The organism is Streptomyces sp. 12E, from assembly GCF_055633275.1.
Genome location: NZ_JBVNCJ010000001.1, coordinates 6,900,956 through 6,916,450, shown reverse-complemented (window position 1 = coordinate 6,916,450; position 15,495 = coordinate 6,900,956). Strand labels below are relative to the sequence as shown.

Sequence of the window (15,495 nt, the reverse complement as noted above, 5' to 3'; positions counted from 1 at the left end):
ACCGGTCAAGCAGGAGGAGCGAGTAGTGAAAACTTCATCGCTGATCGGTGGGCGTTACAGGCGAAGGGGTGAGCCCACCAGTGGCGCCATGGGAGATGTGTGGATTGCTGAGGACACGAAGCTGGACCGCATCGTGGCCATGAAGTTCCTCGCTCACCGCCGTCTCATGCAACAGGGTGCCCCCACGGATTTTGCCGAGTCGACCGCGAAAATGTTCCAGCGGGAAGCCCGGGCCATGGCTCGGATAAATAATTCACGCGTCGCCCACCTCTACGACAGTGACGAACACGAGGGCGACGTCTACATCGTCATGGAGTATGTCGAGGGAGAATCTCTCGCCGAGCACCTCAGGACCGGGCCTAAGAGGGTGTCTCACGTGGTGTGAGGTGGATGCGGCATGATGTTTTGCCATGGGTGTTGGTTTGTCGCAGCGGTTGGTTCCTGACGAACTCTGGTCGCTCGTCGCACCGTTGCTGCCTCCCTTCGCTTCCCGTCCGCAGGGAGGCGGTACGGCTCCGGTTGATGAGCGGGCCGTGTTCACGGCTGTGGTGTACGTGCTGACCAGCGGCTGTGCCTGGCGGCATCTGCCGGAGACGTTCGGCGTCTCGCCGGCCACCGCGCACCGCCGGTTTTCCGCATGGACCAGGGACGGGCTGTGGCGGCGGCTGCACCAGGCCGTTCTGGACGAGCTCGGCGTCCGCGGCGAGGTGGACTGGACCTCGGCCATCGTGGACGCGGCCTCCGTCCGCGCGAAAAGGGGGGATCGCTGACCGGGCGCAATCCGGTCGACCGGGGCAAGAGGGGCAGCAAGCTCCACGTCCTGTCCGACGCCCAGGGCCTCCCTCTCGCTCTTGGCGTCTCCGGCGCGAACGTCCATGACAGCCAGGCGCTGCTGCCGCTGGTCCTGGGCATCCCCGCCATCCGCTCCCGGCGCGGTCCGCGAAGGCGCCGCCCCGGCAGACTCCGCGCGGACAAGGCGTACCACTCCGCCGACAGGCTGAAGTGGCTGCGCGAGCGGGGCATCGTCCCGCGCATCGCCAGGCCCGGCATCGAGTCCAGCGAACGGCTCGGCCGGCACCGCTGGAAGATCGAACGGTCGATCTCGTGGCTTTTCGGCTACCGCCGCCTGACCGTCCGATACGAGCGAAAGGGCAGCCACTTCCTGGCCTTCCTCGGACTCGCGGCGACCCTGACCTGCTACAAGAAGCTCGCAAAACTCACCACGTGAGACACCCTCTAAGCTTCCGCTCGAGCGCACCGTGCGCTGGACACGCCAGATCTGCGAAGGCCTCGGCGCTGCACACGATGCCAAAGTCATCCACCGCGACATCAAACCCGACAACATCATGATCACTCGAAAGGGAGACGTGAAGCTTGTCGACTTCGGGCTGGCCTATTTAGCCGGTATCACCCAGACTCACACCGTTGCTGGCACCCCCCTATACAAGGCACCCGAGCGGTGGCACGGCGACACCGGAAGCGAACGCAGCGACCTGTACTCCGTCGGCTGCGTCCTGTACGAGATGCTGACGGGGCACCCGCCCTTCGGCAGCCCTCACGACGACCCGATGACCGTGGGCCGGATGCACCAGGACGAGACGCCGGCGTTTCCGAGCGACCACCGCCCTGGCATTCCCGCCCAGTTCGACAGCCTCGTCCGGATTCTCTTGGCGAAGGACCCAGCCGACCGTCCCAAGAACGCCCGCGCGGCTGAACGCGCGGTGATCGAACTGTCGCATCTTTTGGACGCAACAGACGACACCATCGAACGCTCCGAAGTACCCGACACGCCCGGCAGTAGCACCAGCCTCTCGCAGCACATCGAGGCACTGGACTTGCGTATCTTCGAACTGGAAATCCTGCACGACCGTAGCGACCAACCGCTGATCGACGCTCGCACCGAACACGCCGAACTCACTGGCCAGTCAGGTGACATCCGCGGAGCAGCCGCTCTGTACGACCGACTCGCCCGTGACTGCCAGGAGTTCTTCGGCCCCTACGACGTCCGTACTCTAGACGCTTTCGAAGGACTCGCCCGGTGGAACGGCGCAACGCGAGCAAGTTGAGGAGCAGGATGTGGATCTTGGCGCCGGGTTCGCCCCGGTCGAGCCAATTCGACCATATGAGCTGCCCCCTTACCTTTTTTCTTGGCTCCGCGATGGGGCTACCGGCATGACTTCCTCCCTTGTTGTTCATGATCCGGCAGGTGGTGTCACCGGGTCCGGAGGCATCGACGGACCGCTGATGAGGGGCTTGAGTGCCGGCTTCACCCCGAGCCGGAAGAGCTCTCCGTAACGTGGATGTGGCAGCTCGGTGCCCTGGCAGGCCGGACGAAAGCGTGATGGAGGGGCCTGCACGTGATCGACACCGGCGACATCGACGTCTTCCTCAGCCCGGACGTAGGCAAGGGCGGACACCACGCCACCGCCGTCACCCCGTCCAGGAAGAAAGCCTTCGACAAGCAGCTGCCCAACACCGAACCGAAGCTCCGCGAGCTGTTCGCGAAGCTGCAGGCCAAGCACGGAACGGTGCTGGTCGTGGTCGACCAGCCGGCCTCGATCGGCGCCCTGCCACTGGCCATCGCGCGGGACATGGGCTGCCCGGTCGCCTATCTGCCGGGGCTGACGATGCGGCGGATCGCCGACCTCTATCCGGGCGAGGCGAAGACGGACGCGAAGGACGCGTTCATCATCGCGGACGCGGCCCGGGCGATGCCGCACACGCTGCGGGCGATCGACGGCGAGGACGAGACGATCACCGAGCTGGAGATGATCGTCGGCTTCGACGACGACCTGGCCGGCGAGGCGACGAGGGTCGCGAACCGGCTGCACGGCATGCTGACCCAGATCCATCCGTCGCTGGAACGGGTGCTGGGTCCGCGGCTGCAGCACCCGGCCGTCCTCACGCTGCTCGAACAGTTCGGCTCCCCTGCCCAGATCCGCACGGCCGGCCGGCGGCGCCTGGTAACCCTGCTGCGGCCGAAGGCGCCGAGGATGGCCGAGCGGCTGGTCGAGGAGATCTTCGCCGCGCTGGACGAGCAGACCGTGACGGTCCCGGGGACCGAGGCGGCCGCGTTGATAGTCCCGAGTCTGGCCGGATCGTCGACGGCCGTCCTTGACCAGCGGAAGCTGCTGGCCGGGCGGATAGAGGAACTGCTGGAGGCCCACCCTCTTGCGAAGGTCCTGGCGTCGATGCCGGGCGTCGGCGTCAGGACCGGAGCCCGGATGCTGATCGAGGTCGGCGACGGCAGCACCTTCCCGACCGCCGGCCACCTCGCCGCCTACGCCGGACTCGCCCCGGCAACCCGCAGCTCGGGATCCTCAATCCGGGTGAGCAACCGTCCCGGAGGGGAAACAAGCAGCTCAAGAGAGCTTTCTTCCTCTCCGCGTTCGCCGCCCTGGGCGACCAGGCCTCGCGGGCCTACTACGACAAGAAGATCACCCAGGGCAAACACCACACACAGGCCCTGCTCTGCCTCGCCAGACGCCGGGCCGACGTCCTCTTCGCCATGCTCCGCGACGGAACCTTCTACGAACCCCGGACATCCGGAGCGATGTGAAGGCAGCCAATCCCGTCAGCGAACGCCTACATCTGGTGGACCTCCGCGGAGAACCCTTCTGCCAGTACGGAGTTCAGGTGCTCCGCATGCGCACCCAGCCATTGGCGAGCGCCAGAGAACTGTGCCGTCAGTTCGACGAGCGCGTAGTCCTCGGAACCATCCGTCGACTCGCCACAGACACAGCAACGCAGGCGCTCGCTCACCACGCCCGTCCACTCCGGCTCGTCCCCGCCCACTGCCACCGCCTCATCAGCATCCACGGGGCACATCGTTCCAGACGGCCTGAAACAGCACCCATCCGCCTTGACCAAAGAGATAGGGGCACCCCCCTTCGCCTGCCCCAAGACACAGTCGACCAGAGCAGCGGACCAGTCGAGGCGCAACATCCCCTGCCCGGGCTCCATGCGCGCCGCGCCGGGGGACAAAGGAACTTCGCCCTGGAATCCGCCACCGACGAGGTGGCGCATGCCATCGGCATGCACCCGCTGAATTCCATCTGCGTAGCCCGCAGGTCTGCCTCCAAACGCCCCCGTACACGCGAGAGCGGCAGGCAGTCCGAGGCGCTGCCACGACAGCGGATGGACTTCCTGCTGCTGACGCCGGATTGCTCCCGCATCGTCCTTAGGTCGACGGGGTTCAACACTACGGCCGGTCGAACCGGCCCAACGAGAAGGGGCGGGTCACGCAAACCGTGGTGCCGCGCATGTATGGGAAGAGGGTCGCCAAGGACCGCCGACTCAGGCTCGGCGGGTACGGGGACTTCTCCATCCCCCTCCTTACACGACACCAGAAGGCGACGCTGTGACACGGGGACCTGCCCTGGCCCGACAGGTGGCAGCGCTGCCAAAACCCCGGTGGGTTTCGCAGGCGTGACACAGCGCTGGGTGGGATCACCAAGGGCAAGGTGCGAAGGCAGGGGCCTTTTGTGACGGTGGAGTTGGACCGGGTCGGGCAGACGGGGTTCGACAGGATCATCGCAGCGCTGGTGCACCGCTTGTATCTTGTATGACGTGTCCGCGTGCGGAGGTGGTTCACGGGTGCGGCGGGGACCAGGGCATCGGTATCAAGGCCACGCACGGGCCCGGGTGCGGATCTTCGTCCAGTTGCAGTACTACCTGAACGGTTCCCCTGCCACGGCGCACACTCACGTCAAGCATGCTTGGACAGTCCACCAGGGGTGACCTGCTCAACCAGCGACCTGCTGGCCAAGGCCCACAAGACGCCGACATCCGGCACAGCCCGTTTCGGGACCTGGGCACGCCCATGCCGGTCTCGCGCGTGACCTTCGCTGCCGCAAGGCCGATACTGCCGACAGCAGGGATCCCGACCAAGCCGCACCCGACCGTCCGACGGACCTGACGAGCCGTCACCGAAGTCAGCATCAGTACCGCCAGAACCCGCTCCAAGCCGTCACGGAGCGCCAAGATCGAAAACCGCTCCCACCCACTCTGACCAGCAAAGACGCAGGTCACTGACTGGCCTGCCAGGCTTCCCAGGAGGTACCCATGAGGATGCTGATCAACATCCTGCAGACGACTGACAGACGGCCTGCATAGAGTGCGCATGGACATGACGGCGCGCCACCGTCAGGCCATCTTGCCGCCTCACTGCCCAATCGAGAATCCTCGATGAGGATCCGCTCCCCCGAACCTGCTATGCAGTGAGTTGATAATTGAGGATGGTTGCGGCGGTGCTGAGGCTGCCGGGCATGAGGTGTCGATAGGTCTTGAAGGTGACGTCGATGTTCTTGTGGCCCATCCATTCGGCGACGTCGGTGATGGGAATGTTGTGGGTGAGGCAGTTGGAAGCGAAGAAGTGCCGCAGGCTGTAGATCACCATTCCCTCGGGGATGTCGGCGTCGCCGGCCATCTTGATGCGCCGCCATTGGTTGTTGAGGTAGTAGTACGGGAACGGCAGAGACGGGTTCTGGGGGTGGCGTAGGAGGTAGCCGTCGACGGTGCCGTGTGTGTCGGCGTACCACTCGATGGTGTTCTTGACGCGGGCGGGCAGGGGTACGTCGCGGTATTCGCCGGTCTTGCGGTGTTTGAGGCGGGCGTAGTGGCCGGTGGTCTGGTTGACCTGTTCGGTGATGCGGTAGACGTGGTCGGCGACGATGTTGCGCAGGTTGACGGCGGCGGCCTCGCCGTTGCGCATGCCGCAGCCGCTCATCAGGTCGGTGATCAGCCGGAAGCGGTCGTCACCCGCCACACGTATCTGCTGCAGTTGCTCAGGTGAGGGGATGACCGCGCGCTTCGGGTCGTACTGTGGCGGTTTCACGCCCGCCAAGGGGTGATCCTCGAAGAGGCCGAGGCGGTTGGCGTCCAGGAGGATCGCTTTGAGTTTGTCGAAGGCGTTGGCCTGGGTGGCCAGCCCGACTCCGGCGCGTTCCATGGACTGGATGAAGCTGTCGACGACCTTGTGGTCGAAGGTGTTCATCCGCCGGCTGCCCAGCAGCGGCAGCATGTGGTGCTCCAGGAGGGAGTCCAGGTGCCGCACCGAGGCCGGACCGAGGTCACGCTGGCCGGCCTTCCACTCGGCCGCATACTCAGAGAATCGCATCGCCCCGTAGGCCGAGATCCGCTCCGCCTTCGTCCGGCCCTGAGGGCCCGTCTGCTTCCGGGCGTTGTAGACCTCCGTCAAACGCCCGATGGCCCGCTCCTGGGTCGCGAACCCCGACTCCTCCACCTGTCGCCCCGCTGCCGACCGGTAGCGGATTTTGTAAGAGTGCGGACACTTCGACCACCGCGACCGCGGATGCTCACACTCCTTGAAAAACGAACCCATCCCACGAACCAACAAACGAGACACAGAAGAGAACGTCCGATCGTGCTGCGATAATGATCTAACGGCAAGTCGAGTCGTTTCCTAGACTCGGAATTCCTTATGAGGCACGCTGCTGTTTTACCCAGGCATCCACTTCAGACGCTCTAAAGCGAATCTTGGCATTCTCCCCTCCTCCGAAGCGATACGGAACGAGCCCCGAGCGGCTAGCGTTTCTGTAAACCCATGAAGCTGACACGTTCAGGTATTCAGCCACTTCCCGCACGCTCATGAACTGCATCGGAAAATATCCTCCTAAACCAGGTTGCACACTGCCGCTCTCGTTGTGCTTCGCGGCTCTCATGTGCTGCTGATGCAATTCTCCGGCGGATCGCCGGTTTGGCTAACCGGCGATCTCACGCTATGTTGCGCGTTCCGGAGGCACCCAGACCCAGTTGCGCTGTACTACGGCAAGGAGTGTCGGGCCCGGAGACTGTCGCCAGTCGACTTCTTGGGAACCGACTCGACACTGGCCGTGCAAGGTGGCAAGGCGGTCCCGGCGGGCGGCCCACCCGCAACAGGCGGCATCAAGCAAAGTCCGTGCTCAGCAGACCCCCGAACGGTGCAGTCCACCGGTGGCTCGTACCTCATGGGACGGGGTCGGCAACAACCAGAGGTGACACGGAACAGGCCCTTGAGACGATCCAGGCTGCCCATTGAGCGAGTCAGCCACTGGCTTCGCACCCGGCAGCGACTCGCTGATCGTATGCGAATGTTGCAGCCCATCGGGGACTGATGGACACCATCGCTTCCGAGGCAAGCCTGTAACTCAAGCGTCCTGACCCAGAAGTCAGGGTTGGGTGCCTACTCGCCCAGCACGCCGCTTGTCGGGTTTCCACAAGCGGCTACTCCCCCTACACACGTGGATGGCCTCACACGACGGATCCAACACTCCAGCGCCCGCGTCAGCGGAGAGTTACGGCGCCGAGAACGCCCCGTGAGGTACACAAGCAGAGAGCGCACCGCGTCAGCCGATAACTGATGAGCCGTCAGTAAAGTCAGCAAAAGGTCAGCAAGTGTTCGGCTAGAGCTGCCCACAGACGCCCATACATTGGGAATCGCAGGCAGCTTCAGAGGCACGTATGCGGCTGGAGCCGACGCGGGCGCCGCAGGATTCGCGCGTTGCCGGGCAGGCGCAGCAGCGATCCTGTCCTGTCGGCGTACGGAGCCCCGTATCCGCAGGTCAGCGCACCCTTCCTCGCGGCTTCAAGGGCGCGTTCGGCAGCTCCGGCGCGGGCAGTGGAGCCCCGTCGTACCCCTGTACCTCGCCGAAACGTGACCCCTTCATCCAGTCCTCGCGAGCCTGTACGATCTCGTCATGTGACCGTCCGATGAAGTTCCACCACATGACGATCTGCTCCTCGAAGGGCGGTCCGCCCAGGAGCAGCAGGCGGGCCGGCCCGCTCGCCCGGTTGGCCAGGGCGAGGGCGGTGCGCCCGGGGGGCGCGTAGCCGAGTTCGGCCGGCTTCAGGGGCGTGTCGGCGAGGAGGACGTCACCGGTGTCGACGAGGACCCCGTGTTCGAAGCCGGGGTCCACGTCGAGGGTCACCCGGGCGCCCGGTTCCAGGGTGATCTCGGCGCCGAGCAGCGGGGTGAAGGTGCGCACCGGTGAGGTGTCGCCGGCGAGCGTGCCCAGGAAGACGCGCGCCTCGCCGCCGTCCAGCGCGACCGGGGCGGGAACGTGGTGCTGGAAGTCCCTGGCCGCGTCGCGGTGTTCGCCGGGCAGCGCCACCCACAGCTGCGCGCCGTGCAGGATCCGGGTGCTGCTGGTGGAGACCTCGGAGTGACTGATGCCGTGGCCGCCGGTCATGAGGTTGAGTTCGCCGGGCCGGACGTGGGCGTGGCTGCCGAGGCTGTCGCGGTGCTCGATCTCGCCGCTGAACAGCCAGCTGACCGTCTGCAGGCCGGTGTGCGGGTGCGGGGGTACGCGCATGCCGCCGGACTCGGCGATGTCGTCGGGGCCGTAGTGGTCGGCGAAGCACCAGGCTCCGATGAGGGTGCGCGCCCGCTGGGGCAGCGTCCGCCGCACCCGCATGGCCCGGGGGCCGCCGAGGGGTACGTCCCTCGGGGTGAGGACCTCGACGCCCGGCGGGGGCGGCCCGTCGGCGTCCGCGCCGCAGACCGTCTCCGTCGGGTGCGTCTCCGTGTTGCTCATGCGCTGGTCCCTCCACCACCCATGAAAGCTCTGCTTTCAACTTCACTGCCGACGACAGGCCGGACATCCCAATGATCGCGCGAGAAGGACGAGGACGGGCCTCGTGGACCCGTCTGCGAGAATGAGGACCGGTCCCCGGCTTCCGCGGACGCGCGGAACCCCCCGCACGACTGGAGTACGCACGGTGTCGCCACAGCACGAAGCCCCCCTCTCGTCCGGGGGCCGCACGGACCTCCGGGCCGACTGCACCGCCTGCTTCGGCCTGTGCTGCGTGGCCCTGCCCTTCGCCCGCTCCGCCGACTTCGCCGTCGACAAACCGGCCGGCCGGCCGTGCTCGAACCTCCGGCAGGACTTCCGCTGCGGCATCCACACGCGGCTGCGCGACGAGGGCTACCCGGGCTGCACCGTCTTCGACTGCTTCGGCGCCGGGCAGAAGGTGTCACAGGTCACCTTCGGTGGCACCGACTGGCGCCGGGCGCCGGAGTCGGCGCGCTCCATGTTCGAGGTCTTCCCCGTGATGCGGCAGCTGCACGAGCTGCTCCACTACGTCACCGAGGCCCTCGGGCTGGCGGCGGCCCGTCCCGTCCACAAGGAGCTGCGCAAGGCGCTGGCCCGGATCGACGGCCTGACCCGCGGCAGCGCCGAGTCGATCACCGCCCTGGACGTGAACGCGCTGCGCGGCGAGGTCAACCCGCTGCTGCTGCGGGCGAGCGAACTCGCCCGCGCCCGGGTCCCGGGCCGCAGGAGGAACCACCGCGGAGCGGATCTGATCGGCGCGAACCTGTCCGGCGCCGACCTGCGCGGGGCGAGTCTGCGCGGCGCCCTCCTCGTCGCCGCCGACCTCGGCGGGGCGGACCTGCGCGACGCCGATCTGATCGGTGCCGACCTGCGTGACGCGAACCTGCGCGGCGCCGACCTCACCGGCTCGCTCTTCCTCACCCAGGCGCAGCTGACCGCGGCCCGGGGCGACGCGGCCACCGCACTGCCTCCCGCCCTCAGCCGTCCCGCCCACTGGTAGGCGCGGGCCCCGGTGCCGTGGACGCGGACGACGAAGGTCCCGTCCCCGGCCGCAGCCCCTCTCGGCCCCGGTGGGGCCGAGGCCTCGCGCAGGACGTCCCGCAGGACCCGCCGGGGGTCGAGGCGGAGGGTGTGCGGCCTTGCGTCGGCCCCGAGTGCGGTGTCCCAGCGGTGCCCGGGGGTGGGTTCACCGCTCATGGCGGGGTGGCCCCGGACGGGCGGTCGGTCAGCCGGCGGCGTTGTCGACGCGGAGCCGTACCTGTTCCTCCAGGCGCCGGAGGCTGGTGTCCAGGGCGTCGCCGACGGCCTTCTCGCCCGGGTCGTGGCTGTCGTCGAAGAAGGACAGGTGCACCGTGACCTCGCTGGCGCCGCTGCCGATGCCGGCGACCTGCAGCCAGCCGGCGTAGCCGCCCTGCTCGCGCGTGCCCCATTCGAGCCGCATCTGGTCCCGCTGGGCACGGAAGAGGGCGGAGGTGTCCTCGTCTGAGCTGTCCTCGTGCACGGTGACGGCGGGCAGTTCCTCGGCGCGCACGTGCAGGTCCTCGGGCAGCCAGTCGCCCATCTGGCCGATGTTGGCCGCCTGGTCGAAGACGTGCTCGGGCGAGGCGGGCATCGTGTGTGAACGCTCGTACTCGGTCATCTCGGTACCGTTCCTCGATTCGGTTGGCCGGCGGGGGCCGGGGCCGCCGTGCGGACGGCCCCGGGGCACGGTGCTATTCGTTGCCGAAGACCGCCTTCTGCACCTCGTCGGGTCCGTCGAACCGCTTGGCGCCGGTCCGCGTCAGCTTCTGGACGAGGTGGTCGTCCGCGCCGTTGTTCTTCGCCACCGAGACGAGGTCGTCCTGGCTGGCGGGGTAGTCGGCGCCCTTGAGGGCCTTCTGCAGGTCGATCGGGCTGAGGTCGGCCATGACAGCCTCCCGTGGTGGGGCGGCGCGGCGTGTCCGCGCGAGGACCTGGCGGGTACCCCGGGCGTCCGGAGGTGATTCAGCCGTGGTCCCGGCCCTGAACCGAGTAGGCGGCGCCGCCGGTCCGAGTACGCGTACTCAGGCGCGGGGAGCCCGCCGCACCCGAAGCTGACCGGCAGGAATTCCCGTCCGCCGGAAGGACCTCCCTTGCTCAGCCGTGCCGCCGCCGTCCTGCTGCCCTTGTTCGGGCGGCTCACCGTCACCCGTGAGACCGACGGGCCGTTCCCCGCGGGCAGCGTCTTCGTCGCCAACCACGATTCACCGGCCGATCCGGTGCTCGTGCTGGCCGCCCTGCGCGGGGTGGGCGTGACACCGGTCGTCCTGGCGACGGCGGGGCTGTGGCGGGTGCCGGTGCTGGGGCGCGTCCTGTCGAAGGGCGGGCACGTCCCCGTGCACCGGGGGTCGGCCCGTGCGGCGGACGCGCTGGAGGCCGCGGCGGAGGCGGTGCGGTCGGGGCGTCATGTGCTCATCTACGCGGAGGGGGGCCTGCCGTCGCGCCGGGACGCGGGGTGTGCCGCGCCCCGGCCGTTCCGTACCGGTCTGGCGCGGCTCTCGGCCGCCACCGGCGCCGCGGTCGTCCCCGTGGGGCAGGCGGGGGCCCGGCGGCTGTCCTCCGGGCCGGTCGCGAAGCAACTGGCCGGTGTGCTCACCGCTCCGGTGCGCCGTCCGCGTCTCCACGTCCACATCGGCCGTCCGGTGCACCTGCCGCCCGGGACGGCGCCCGGCACACGGACGGCGCACCGGGCGGTGAGCGCTGCCTGGCGGCGGGCCGCCCGGGCCGTGGGCGAGCCGGTCCACGAGGGCTGACGAACGGTCACCGGTCGTCCGCGTCGGTGCGGCCGGCCAGGCGTTCGTAGCGTTGCCGGGCGGCCTGCGGGCTGCGCAGGCCGAGGCCGAAGGCGATCTCGGGCCAGGTCATGCCGCGTCCGCGCGCCATCTGCAGGAGGCCGACCTCCAGTTCGTCCATCTCCGCGCGGGCGCGGGGTACGAGGCTCAGCGCGGCGGTGATGTCCGCGCGGTCCACCTCGGGTTCGCCGTCCTCGGGCAGCGCGGCGCCGCTGAGCAGGAAGGCCACGAGTCTGACCGCCTCGTGCGGGCCGATCACACCGGGGTGGACCTGGCGGCGGCGCTGTGCGTCCGTGGCCGCGTGCCGCTCGGCGATGCGGAACAGGGAGGCGTGCACCCGCTGCACGCGTGCCGCGTCGGAACTCGGCGGTGTGAAGGGGTCGTCGGGCTGTGCGGGGGTGTTCGAAGGCATGGCACGAGCATCACAGTATGAACATTATGTTGTCAACGAAAAATTCTTCCGAGGGGTGGCCGATGACTTCGCGCGCCCCCGTACGTCTGCCTGTCCGACGGACGCGCCCGACGGCCGGGACGCAAGACGGAGGGACCACGCCATGAGCACCGGGCGGACCACCACGGACAACGCCCTCCCCCACCGCCTGACCCGCACCCCGGACGCCCCCGCGGGCCGGGTGCGGCAGGCGTGGACCACTCCGGACCAGTACGCCCGGTGGGCGTACGCCGCCCCCGGCTCCGTCGAGACGGACGTACGGCCCGGCGGCGCCTGGAAGGCCGCCATGGTCACGCCGGGCGGCGAGGTCCCGCTGACCGGGTCCTGCCTCGAGGCCACCGAGACCCGCCTGCTGGTGGTGGGGACGGACACGCCCGGGAAGCCCGATCCGTCGGTGATGGCCGGGGAACTCGAGGAGGACGGCGGCCGGACGCGGACCGCGCTCCGCCGGACGTGCGACACGGCGGAGGAGCGCGACATGGCCGAACGGGGCAGCACCGTGCTCCTCGACAGCCTGACCGCCTTCCTGGCCGAGGACGCCCGACGGCGGGCCCGGCTCGCGTGGTCGGACTCGTCCACCGGTGCGACGCTGGGGTGGTCAGGTTCCCAGGACGAGAGCCCGGAGGGAGACCGATGGGACGGGACGTCCCGGCGCTCACCTTCACCCGCGAGGACCGCCGCCGCTACCGGATCAAGATGCAGGAGTGCCTCGACACGTTCGCGCAGATGCTGCGCGACTCGCGCTTCGAGGCCGAGCGGCCCCAGGTGGGGCTGGAGATCGAGCTGAACCTGGTCGACGACCGGGGCGAGCCCGCGATGCGCAACACCGATGTGCTGGAGGCGATCGCCGACCCGGCCTGGGCGACGGAGCTGGGCCGGTTCAACCTCGAGATCAACATCCCGCCGCGGCGGCTCACCGCGGGCGGCCCCGACTCCTGGGAGTCCGAGATCCGCGCCGCGCTGAACCACGCGGAGCAGCGCGGCGCGTCGATCGGCGCCCATCTGATCATGACGGGCATCCTGCCCACCCTGCGGCAGGAGGACGTCGGCGAGGGGGCGCTGTCGGAGAACCCGCGCTACCGGCTGCTCAACGACCAGATCTTCGCGGCACGCGGGGAGGACCTGTACATCGAGGTGACCGGCATCGACCGGCTGCGCGCCTACGCGGACACGATCACCCCGGAGGCCGCCTGCACCAGCACGCAGTTCCACCTCCAGGTGTCCCCGGAACAGTTCGCCGACTACTGGAACGCGGCGCAGGCGATCGCCGGGGTGCAGGTCGCGCTCGCGGCCAACTCGCCCTTCCTGTTCGGCAAGGAGCTGTGGCACGAGACCCGCATCCCGCTGTTCGAGCAGGCCACCGACACCCGTCCGCAGGAGATCAAGGTGCAGGGCGTGCGGCCCCGGGTGTGGTTCGGGGAGCGCTGGATCACCAGCGTCTTCGACCTCTTCGAGGAGAACCTGCGCTACTTCCCGGCCCTGCTCCCCCTGTGCGACGACCAGGACCCGGTGGAGACGCTGGAGCGGGGCGACGTCCCCGAGCTCGCCGAGCTGACCCTGCACAACGGGACCATCTACCGCTGGAACCGCCCGGTCTACGCCGTCGCCCACGACCGGCCGCACGTGCGGGTGGAGAACCGGGTGCTGCCCGCCGGCCCGACCGTGGCCGACACCCTCGCCAACGGCGCCTTCTACTACGGGCTGACCCGCGCCCTGGTGGAGGAGGACCGTCCGGTGTGGTCACGGATGTCCTTCTCCGCCGCCGAGGACAACCTGCGGACGGCGGCGCGGTACGGCATCGACGCCCGGCTGTACTGGCCCGGGATGGGCGAGGTGCCCGCGTCCGAACTGGTCCTGCGGCGGCTGCTGCCGCTGGCGCACCGCGGGCTGGAGCGCTCCGGCATGGACGACGCCTGGCGCGAGCCGCTGCTCGGCGTCATCGAGCAGCGCTGCGTCACGGGCCGCAACGGGGCGGTGTGGCAGAAGGAGATGTTCCATCACATCGAGGCCCTGGCGCACTGCGGCCGCCACGAGGCGCTGCGGCGCATGACGCAGCAGTACATCGACTACATGCACCTCAACGCCCCGGTCCACACCTGGCCCGTCGACTGATCCGGGCGGGCCTGCGTCAGCCCGGCCGGCGTCCGGTGTCGGAGTCGTCGGGGTCGACCCCGGTGAAGGCGGACTCGTCCTCGGTCCCGCCGGGGCGCCGGGAGCGGCCCCGGGGGCCCGTGTCCCGTTCGCCCTCCTCGTCCCGGCCCGCGTACCCCTCGCCCCGCCGGGCGTCACCGCGTGCGACGTCGCCCGGAACGGAGGTGCGCTCCTCCTCGGCGCGCGCGGCCCGCCCCGCGCGACGGCGCGTGATCCTCCGCGTGGCTCGTGGAGGCGATGCCGGCGGTCACCCCGGACCTGCACGTGCTGCGCGATCCGACCCGCGGCGGTCCGGCGGCCTCGCTCAACGGGATCGCCGTGACGTCGGAGTGCGGCGTCGTCGTCCGGGAGCGTGCCGTCCCGGTGCCGCAGCCGGTGGCCGGGGCCTGCGCGATGCTGGGTCTCGACCCGATGTACGCGGCCAACGAGGGGAAGCTCGCCGCCTTCGTGCCGCGGGAGCACGCGGACGCGGTCCTGGCCGCGATGAGGGCGCACCACCTGGGCGCCGACGCCGCCGTCGTCGGCGAAGCGGTCGCGGAGCACCCCGGCATGGTCGTCGCACGGACCGGGCTCGGGGGCGCCCGGGTGGTGGACCTGCCGATGGGCGAACAGCTTCCGCGGATCTGCTGAACGGCACGTCCGGTGCGCCACCCGGGGTGATCCGGGTGGCGCACCGCGGTCAGCGGCCGGCGGTGCGGTCCAGGACGGCGGTCACCTCGCGGCGCACCTCGTCCCGTGCCTCGGCGGGGAGCGATCCCAGGTCCGTGGCGTCCAGGGTGCGGAGCACCTCTTCGGCTCCGGTGCGACAGGGCACGGTCTCGCTGATCACCTCGTAGCCGTCCCGTACGGCGACGAGGAGGCGGCGGGCGCCGTCGCCGTCGGCGTGCACGGCGGTGGCGACGACGAGGGGCGGCGGCCCGCCCGCCTCGCCGGCCGCCTTGTAGTAGCCGCTGGCCACGGGGGCGCGCCAGCGGATGCCGAGCAGCAGAGGGCGCTTGGCCACGACTTCGGCCAGGTCGGTCTCGTAGGCGCCGTCCCGGTCCAGTACGGTCGCCCGCGCGTCCAGGACCAGCGCCGCGGGCAGCAGACAGCGCAGGGTGCTGCCCACGATGTTGCCGCCGACGGTGGCCGTCCGGCGCACCGCGCCGGTGCCCACGGTGGAGGCCGCGCGGCGCAGCGCGTCCGGCACCCGGTCGTCCACCTGGTGCAGCAGCACGGCGGCGCCCAGCGCCTCGCGTTCTATGAGGTTGGCCTGCGGGAGCCTGCGCAGGGACATGGCCTGCTCGGGGAAGCCGTCGCGTTGCCAGAGGGCCCACACGAGGGTGGCCCCGCCGACGGGCACCGCTCCTTCGGCCAGATACCGCTGAGCTTCGGACAGGGACGTGGGCAGACGCAACAGCACGACGGTCGACCTGCTTTCCTCGACGGGAGCGGGGAGCACCGCACTTCACGGAGCGATCGCGGGCACTGCATTGTCCTCGCCCGTGCGGGGGCGCACACAGGGCTCACGGGTTCGCCGAACGCGCCCGCC

13 protein-coding genes and 4 pseudogenes are annotated in these 15,495 nt (G+C 69.5%); 9 read left to right on the top strand and 8 right to left on the bottom strand.

Annotation, left to right across the window (positions count from 1 at the left end):
- Positions 1-88: 88 nt before the first annotated feature.
- The 4 genes and pseudogenes from ACZ8ZB_RS31780 (at position 89) to ACZ8ZB_RS31765 (ending at position 3,559) form a co-directional block, all read left to right on the top strand.
- Complete coding sequence (locus tag ACZ8ZB_RS31780) at positions 89-385, top strand: protein kinase domain-containing protein (protein ID WP_470741031.1); 297 nt, start codon at positions 89-91, stop codon at positions 383-385.
- Between the two features lie 25 nt (positions 386-410).
- A protein-coding gene (locus ACZ8ZB_RS31775) for an IS5 family transposase (protein ID WP_470740441.1) occupies positions 411-1,228 on the top strand; the annotation gives its coding sequence in 2 pieces (ribosomal slippage) (positions 411-758 and positions 761-1,228; 816 coding nt in all).
- 10 nt (positions 1,229-1,238) lie between these two features.
- Positions 1,239-2,066: pseudogene (locus ACZ8ZB_RS31770) on the top strand (serine/threonine-protein kinase); the annotation flags it as partial.
- A gap of 291 nt (positions 2,067-2,357) precedes the next feature.
- Positions 2,358-3,559 (top strand): annotated as a pseudogene (locus ACZ8ZB_RS31765) (IS110 family RNA-guided transposase).
- 26 nt (positions 3,560-3,585) lie between these two features.
- On the opposite strand, the gene ACZ8ZB_RS31760 reads toward ACZ8ZB_RS31765, so the two are convergent.
- From ACZ8ZB_RS31760 to ACZ8ZB_RS31745, 4 genes are all read right to left on the bottom strand, one after another.
- Entirely contained in the window at positions 3,586-3,819 is a 234-nt protein-coding gene (locus ACZ8ZB_RS31760; protein ID WP_470741030.1) for a hypothetical protein, read from the bottom strand.
- 1,393 nt (positions 3,820-5,212) lie between these two features.
- Positions 5,213-6,118 (bottom strand): tyrosine-type recombinase/integrase, encoded by a 906-nt coding sequence (locus ACZ8ZB_RS31755; protein WP_470741029.1) that lies wholly within the window; start codon positions 6,116-6,118, stop codon positions 5,213-5,215.
- A 322-nt stretch (positions 6,119-6,440) separates the two neighbouring features.
- The gene (locus tag ACZ8ZB_RS31750) at positions 6,441-6,611 is read right to left on the bottom strand and encodes a helix-turn-helix domain-containing protein (RefSeq protein WP_442648474.1); all 171 of its coding nucleotides are present in this window, start codon (positions 6,609-6,611) and stop codon (positions 6,441-6,443) included.
- A gap of 951 nt (positions 6,612-7,562) precedes the next feature.
- Complete coding sequence (locus ACZ8ZB_RS31745) at positions 7,563-8,534, bottom strand: pirin family protein (RefSeq protein ID WP_470741028.1); 972 nt, start codon at positions 8,532-8,534, stop codon at positions 7,563-7,565.
- 184 nt (positions 8,535-8,718) lie between these two features.
- On the opposite strand from ACZ8ZB_RS31745, the gene ACZ8ZB_RS31740 reads away from it, so the two are divergent.
- Positions 8,719-9,552 carry a pentapeptide repeat-containing protein gene (locus ACZ8ZB_RS31740; RefSeq protein ID WP_470741027.1) on the top strand — a complete coding sequence of 278 codons (834 nt, stop codon included), beginning with the start codon at positions 8,719-8,721 and terminating at the stop codon, positions 9,550-9,552.
- Positions 9,553-9,777: 225 nt separating this feature from the next.
- On the opposite strand, the gene ACZ8ZB_RS31735 is transcribed toward ACZ8ZB_RS31740, so the two are convergent.
- Complete coding sequence (locus ACZ8ZB_RS31735) at positions 9,778-10,191, bottom strand: SRPBCC family protein (RefSeq protein ID WP_470741026.1); 414 nt, start codon at positions 10,189-10,191, stop codon at positions 9,778-9,780.
- A 73-nt stretch (positions 10,192-10,264) separates the two neighbouring features.
- The gene (locus ACZ8ZB_RS31730) at positions 10,265-10,459 is read right to left on the bottom strand and encodes a DUF2795 domain-containing protein (protein WP_470741025.1); all 195 of its coding nucleotides are present in this window, start codon (positions 10,457-10,459) and stop codon (positions 10,265-10,267) included.
- Between the two features lie 204 nt (positions 10,460-10,663).
- On the opposite strand from ACZ8ZB_RS31730, the gene ACZ8ZB_RS31725 reads away from it, so the two are divergent.
- Positions 10,664-11,323, top strand: a complete 660-nt coding sequence (locus ACZ8ZB_RS31725; RefSeq protein ID WP_470741024.1) for a lysophospholipid acyltransferase family protein — start codon at positions 10,664-10,666, stop codon at positions 11,321-11,323.
- 7 nt (positions 11,324-11,330) lie between these two features.
- Here ACZ8ZB_RS31725 and ACZ8ZB_RS31720 read toward each other — a convergent pair whose 3' ends face one another.
- A complete protein-coding gene (locus tag ACZ8ZB_RS31720; RefSeq protein WP_470741023.1) occupies positions 11,331-11,774 on the bottom strand; it encodes a DNA-binding protein in 444 nt (147 codons plus the stop codon).
- A 142-nt stretch (positions 11,775-11,916) separates the two neighbouring features.
- Here ACZ8ZB_RS31720 and ACZ8ZB_RS31715 point away from each other — a divergent pair.
- From ACZ8ZB_RS31715 to ACZ8ZB_RS31705, 3 genes and pseudogenes are all read left to right on the top strand, one after another.
- A pseudogene (locus tag ACZ8ZB_RS31715) lies at positions 11,917-12,348 on the top strand (SRPBCC domain-containing protein); the annotation flags it as partial.
- A gap of 98 nt (positions 12,349-12,446) precedes the next feature.
- Complete coding sequence (locus ACZ8ZB_RS31710; RefSeq protein WP_470741022.1) at positions 12,447-13,925, top strand: glutamate-cysteine ligase family protein; 1,479 nt, start codon at positions 12,447-12,449, stop codon at positions 13,923-13,925.
- Positions 13,926-14,189: 264 nt separating this feature from the next.
- Positions 14,190-14,594: pseudogene (locus tag ACZ8ZB_RS31705) on the top strand (AIR synthase-related protein); the annotation flags it as partial.
- Positions 14,595-14,643: 49 nt separating this feature from the next.
- Here ACZ8ZB_RS31705 and ACZ8ZB_RS31700 read toward each other — a convergent pair.
- Positions 14,644-15,366, bottom strand: coding sequence for an FAD binding domain-containing protein (locus ACZ8ZB_RS31700; RefSeq protein WP_470741021.1), 723 nt, complete (start codon positions 15,364-15,366; stop codon positions 14,644-14,646).
- Between the last annotated feature and the right edge of the window lie 129 nt (positions 15,367-15,495).

Bases quoted from the DNA above. Each gene is read 5' to 3' on its own strand.
- ACZ8ZB_RS31780 (WP_470741031.1), top strand. From the start codon at position 89: ATGGGAGATGTGTGGATTGCTGAGGACACGAAGCTGGACCGCATCGTG.
- ACZ8ZB_RS31755 (WP_470741029.1), bottom strand. From the start codon at position 6,118: ATGCGATTCTCTGAGTATGCGGCCGAGTGGAAGGCCGGCCAGCGTGAC.
- ACZ8ZB_RS31750 (WP_442648474.1), bottom strand. From the start codon at position 6,611: ATGAGCGTGCGGGAAGTGGCTGAATACCTGAACGTGTCAGCTTCATGG.
- ACZ8ZB_RS31745 (WP_470741028.1), bottom strand. From the start codon at position 8,534: ATGAGCAACACGGAGACGCACCCGACGGAGACGGTCTGCGGCGCGGAC.
- ACZ8ZB_RS31735 (WP_470741026.1), bottom strand. From the start codon at position 10,191: ATGACCGAGTACGAGCGTTCACACACGATGCCCGCCTCGCCCGAGCAC.
- ACZ8ZB_RS31730 (WP_470741025.1), bottom strand. From the start codon at position 10,459: ATGGCCGACCTCAGCCCGATCGACCTGCAGAAGGCCCTCAAGGGCGCC.
- ACZ8ZB_RS31720 (WP_470741023.1), bottom strand. From the start codon at position 11,774: ATGCCTTCGAACACCCCCGCACAGCCCGACGACCCCTTCACACCGCCG.
- ACZ8ZB_RS31710 (WP_470741022.1), top strand. From the start codon at position 12,447: ATGGGACGGGACGTCCCGGCGCTCACCTTCACCCGCGAGGACCGCCGC.